Below are 5,293 nucleotides of genomic sequence, written 5' to 3'. Positions count from 1 at the left end.
GTGAGGCGGGAGAGTGCTCCCGGCCATTCGACGGCTCTTGCGCGTGACCGACCATCCCGAGGCGGGATCTGAACCTGCGCCGGCAGATCATGCTTCTGCCGGCAATTTCGAGCCAGCAACCGGAGGCCGCCGTCGCATCGGATCGGCCGCAGAGGGGCAGCAGCCATGGCCAATTCCTACGATGTGATCGTTATCGGCGGTGGGCCGGGTGGCTACGTGGCTGCGATCCGCTCCGCGCAGCTCGGGCTCAAGACAGCGGTCGTAGATCGTGAGCATCTCGGCGGCATCTGCCTGAACTGGGGCTGCATCCCCACCAAGGCGCTGCTGCGCTCGGCCGAGATTTACCACTACATGCAGCACGCGAAGGATTACGGTCTCTCGGCCGAGCGGGTCGGCTTCGATGCAGGGGCGATCGTCCAGCGCTCGCGCGCGGTGTCGCAGCGCCTCAATGGCGGCGTCGGCATGCTGCTGCGCAAGAACAAGGTCGACGTGATCTGGGGCGAGGCCGCCATTGAGAAGGTCGGCCGCGTCGCGGTGCGCGAAACCAAGCGGGCCGAGGCTCCGAAAGGCGCCCTTGGGCCTGGGAGCTACGAGGCGAAGCACATCATCGTCGCGACGGGGGCTCGGCCTCGCGTCCTGCCGGATATGGAACCCGACAAGAAGCTCATCTGGACCTACTACGAGGCGATGGTTCCCCCCGCGATGCCGAAATCGCTGCTCGTCGTGGGATCGGGTGCGATCGGGATCGAGTTCGCCTCCTTCTACCGAACCATGGGGGTCGACGTAACCGTGGTCGAGGTGCTGCCCCAGATCCTGCCCGTCGAGGATGCGGAAATCGCAGGACTTGCGCGGAAGCGCTTCGAGAAAGCGGGCATGAAAATTTTGACCGGAGCCAAGGTCACGAAGGTAGAGAAGAGTGCGGATTCGCTAACCGCGACCGTCGACGACGGGAAGGGGACTCAGAAGATAACTGCCGAGCGGATGATCTCCGCTGTCGGCGTGGTCGGCAATATCGAGAATCTCGGACTGGAAGCCCTTGGCGTGAAGATCGATCGGGGCGTGATCGTGACGGACGGTTTCGGGCGCACGAACGTTCCGGGCATCTATGCAATTGGGGATGTCGCCGGTCCGCCGATGCTCGCCCACAAGGCCGAGCACGAAGGCGTGATCTGCGTCGAGACCATCAAGGGACTGCACGCGCACGAAATGGACAAGGCCAAGATCCCGGGCTGCACCTACTGTAATCCGCAGGTTGCATCGGTCGGCCTAACCGAGGCAAAGGCCAAGGAGCAGGGCTACGAGGTCCGCGTCGGCCGTTTTCCGTTCGTCGGCAATGGCAAGGCCATCGCGCTCGGCGAACCCGACGGCCTCGTCAAGACGATCTTCGACAAGAAGACCGGGCAGCTTCTCGGAGCGCATATGGTCGGGGCAGAGGTGACGGAACTCATTCAGGGTTTCGTCATTGCAATGAACCTCGAGACCACGGAAGAGGAACTCATCCAGTCGGTCTTCCCCCATCCGACGTTGTCGGAGATGATGCACGAGAGTGTCCTCGACGCTTACGGGCGCGTGATCCACGTGTGAGTCCGCTTCCGAGGGCCGAGCACCTCGCCGGACGAGTGTAGCCGCCATGAGAGTCGATCTCTTCGACTTCGAGCTTCCCGAGGACCGCATCGCTCTGCGGCCCTGCGAGCCGCGCGATGCGGCGCGCCTCCTCGTCGTGCGTCCGGGCGAGCCCTTCGCGGACCAGATCGTCCATGATCTGCCCGACCTGCTGCGCCCCGGGGATGCGCTCGTGTTCAACGATACGCGAGTTATCCCGGCGCGCCTCTTCGGGATACGGGTGCGCGACGACGCGGTGGCGCGTATAGAGATCATGCTCCACAAGCGTGAGGGTTCGGATCGCTGGCGTGCCTTCGCGCGGCCGGCGAAGAAGCTCGCGATCGGAGATCGCATACGCTTCGGAGAGGACGCGGAGAGCACGGCCTGCGAGCTCGTCAGGCTCGATGCGGAAGTCGAAGAGAAAGGAGAGGGTGGCGAGGTTCTCCTGCGCTTCGCCTTCGCGGGACCCGTGCTCGACGAGGCGATCGCGCAGTTCGGAGAGCTGCCACTCCCGCCCTACATTGCCGGGCGGCGCAGGACCGACGAACGGGACCGGAGCGATTATCAGACGATCTTCGCCCGTGAGGAGGGGGCTGTCGCGGCGCCGACGGCGGGCCTTCACTTCACGGAAGGCCTGCTCGAGAGCATCGCCGCTCGCGGCATCGAGCGCCACTTCGTGACCCTGCATGTCGGCGCTGGCACGTTCCTGCCCGTGAAATCCGAGGAGACGAGCGAACATCACATGCATGCGGAGTGGGGCACGGTGTCCGCGGATACGGCTGCCGCTCTCAATGCTGTCCGGGCGCGCGGCGGACGCATCGTTGCCGCTGGGACGACGTCGCTGCGCCTCCTCGAGACGGCCACCATGAGCGACGGAACGATCCATCCATTCTCCGGAGACACCGACATCTTCATCACGCCGGGTTACGAGTTTCGGGCCGTCGACGTGCTCCTCACGAATTTTCATCTACCTCGTTCGACCCTATTCATGCTGGTTTCCGCATTCAGCGGCCTCGATGTCATGCAGGCGGCCTATGCGCATGCGATCGCTGCGGGATACCGGTTCTTCTCCTATGGCGATGCCTGCCTGCTGTTCCGGCAGCAGACGTCGCGAGGCACGTGATGACGACCGACCAGTTCCAGTTCACTGTCAGCTCTACGGACGGTCGCGCCCGGACGGGCGAGATCCGGATGCCGCGCGGCGTCATTCGCACGCCGGCCTTCATGCCGGTCGGGACTGCAGGTTCCGTGAAGGCGATGTATCCTGATCAGGTGAAGGCGCTCGGCGCCGATGTTGTGCTCGGCAACACCTATCACCTGATGCTGCGCCCTGGCGCCGAGCGGGTCGCGCGGCTTGGCGGCCTCCACACCTTCATGAACTGGCCCTATCCGATCCTCACGGATTCTGGCGGGTTCCAGGTGATGTCTCTCTCGGCGTTGCGGAAAGTCGAGGAGAGCGGCGTCACGTTCCAGTCCCACATCGACGGCTCGACCCATTTCATGAGTCCCGAGCGCTCGATCGAGATCCAGGGCCTGCTCGGCTCCGACATCCAGATGCAGCTCGACGAGTGCGTCCGCCTGCCCTGTTCCGAAGACGAGGCCGAGCGGGCGATGGAGCTGTCGCTTCGATGGGCCGAACGCTGCAAGATCGCCTTCGGCGACCAGCCCGGGCGCGCCATGTTCGGGATCGTGCAGGGCGGCACCGTGGAGCGATTGCGGGTGCTGTCTGCTGAGGCGCTCGTCGAGCTGGATCTGAAGGGTTACGCGATCGGCGGGCTTGCGGTCGGCGAGCCGCAGGACGTGATGCTCACGATGATCGACATCGTTGAGCCTTATCTGCCCGCGCAGAAGCCGCGCTATCTGATGGGTGTCGGCACGCCGGACGATATTGTGGAGTCCGTGCGCCGCGGTGTCGACATGTTCGACTGCGTGATGCCGACCCGGGCAGGCCGCCATGGCCAGGCCTTCACGCGTCGCGGACGCCTGAACCTGCGCAACGCACGGCACGCCGAGGACCCGACGCCGCTCGATCCGGAATCGAAATGCCCGGCCTCGAACACGTATTCCCGCGCCTATCTGCATCACCTCGTGCGATCGGGCGAGATCCTCGGCATGATGCTGCTCACCTGGAACAATCTCGCCTATTACCAGGAACTCATGGCCGGACTCCGCAAGGCGATTACCGACAACCGCCTCGACGCCTATATCGACGAGGTAAAGGCCGGTTGGGCCTCAGGCGGGAGTGACGACGAGCCTGTCCCTGCCGGAAAGTGAATTTGGCTGCGCTGGCGGCGGAGAGATCCGTCGTCCGCAAGGTAATCCGTATCGATCTCGAGATCGGCGCCAGATCGGGCGAGACGCATGGTTGCTTCCACCACACCTTTGCGAGCGACAGGCAATAGTGCACGGCCTCCTGCCATTGCACTTCCGTCTTTGCGAGCCGCAGGCGAAGCAATCTACCCTTCGACGGATGCACAGCTGGATTGCTTCACTTCGTTCGCAATGACGTGGGGGACATGAGGATCGTGCAAAGTAAGAACTCACGTGCGCTCAGCGCCGCGAGCTCATTACGAACGAGAGACTATTCCGACCGGTGGGCGAGCACTCGGGAGAATCCGTTGACCGGTCGTCCGTGTCGCTGCGCAAGCGTCAGCGCATCGATGATCTTCGCAGCAACTCCGATGCGATAGTGCAGGGGATCCCAGTACTGCGCATCGTCCTGTGTGACATTCGAGGGAAAGCGAAAGTCGACGACGGTCGCACCTCTCGTCCGTGCCAGATCGACCGTCCGCGACTTGCATTCCTCGTCTATGGCGGCTTCGCGCGTGCCGGCAGGTGCCTGCGCGACGATGTGAACGGGCATGAAAGCGAAGATGACCCTGGTCTCTCGCGGAACGCGCGAGAGAATTGCCACTATCCATGAGAGCGCCGGCATTGAAATTGCTGCCCGTTCCTCCGGAAGCAGCATAACCGCGTCCGGGCGGACCGAAGTCGCACGCAAATCCCGTTGCCCGAGATGCATCCGCGCGCGCTCGAGATCGTAGGTCTCGTCGGGCGGCACGAAGACTTCATATCCGTCGCCGCGGATGCGTTCCGGCATGAAGCCGAAGCGATTCAGAAGCACGCGGCCTGCAATCTCGAGGCTCTTGAGGCTGAGGATCTCAGCATAGTCGTTCAGACGATTTTCGTCGTAGAGCCACGGCGGAAACGCCCGGAATGTCAGCCGATTCTCGTCGGCATTGGCGGCGCACCACGTGCGGTCGAGCGTGAAGATGAGCGTCTTCGGCTTCTCGACTGTACGCAGGAAGAGATCGGCGAGTTGCATCTGCTCCCAAGGTGTTCCGGCATTCAGGCCCAGATTCGCGAAAGCGCCGCCGAATGCCTCGTCGAGGGCGCGAGGGTCGAGAAGCCGTGCGGTCGAGGTGCCGAATACGGCAGAATCGAACCGGCCGCTTCGCACGATCTGCGGGTACATGAACCGCTGGTTGAGATCCATGATCGGCCGCGCGGCGCCTCCCGGCCCGGTCCTCAGCCCATAGGGGTCGAGCACTGCGATGAAGCCGTAGAGGAGCGCCGTCAGGCCAAATGCCGTTCCCGCGAGGATCAGCACGAAACGGCGCCACGATGTGAGTGTGCCTTCCATCATGATGGATCGATTGCAGATTAGTCCTGTGGGATTAACCGAGCGCCC

General features: G+C 63.6%; 4 protein-coding genes. 3 read left to right on the top strand and 1 reads right to left on the bottom strand.

Annotated elements, in window-relative coordinates; translation table 11 throughout:
- The first annotated feature begins 165 nt into the window (after positions 1-165).
- Genes lpdA through tgt form a run of 3 tightly spaced genes read left to right on the top strand, consistent with a single transcriptional unit; the run spans position 166 to position 3,876 of the window.
- Positions 166-1,584 carry a dihydrolipoyl dehydrogenase gene (lpdA, locus tag BN1233_RS18970; protein WP_046865176.1) on the top strand — a complete coding sequence of 473 codons (1,419 nt, stop codon included), beginning with the start codon at positions 166-168 and terminating at the stop codon, positions 1,582-1,584.
- 46 nt (positions 1,585-1,630) lie between these two features.
- Complete coding sequence (gene queA / locus BN1233_RS18965; RefSeq protein WP_046865175.1) at positions 1,631-2,725, top strand: tRNA preQ1(34) S-adenosylmethionine ribosyltransferase-isomerase QueA; 1,095 nt, start codon at positions 1,631-1,633, stop codon at positions 2,723-2,725.
- Positions 2,725-3,876 (top strand): tRNA guanosine(34) transglycosylase Tgt, encoded by a 1,152-nt coding sequence (gene tgt, locus BN1233_RS18960; RefSeq protein WP_046865174.1) that lies wholly within the window; start codon positions 2,725-2,727, stop codon positions 3,874-3,876. Before queA ends, tgt begins: the two co-directional genes overlap by 1 nt.
- Positions 3,877-4,183: 307 nt before the next feature.
- Here tgt and BN1233_RS18955 read toward each other — a convergent pair.
- Positions 4,184-5,293: hypothetical protein (locus tag BN1233_RS18955; protein ID WP_210168220.1), on the bottom strand; the 1,110-nt coding region annotated here is incomplete at its 5' end.

This window comes from Microvirga massiliensis, assembly GCF_001006805.1.
GTDB classification, from domain to species: Bacteria; Pseudomonadota; Alphaproteobacteria; order Rhizobiales; family Beijerinckiaceae; genus Microvirga; species Microvirga massiliensis.
This window is presented reverse-complemented; position numbering and strand designations above follow the sequence as displayed.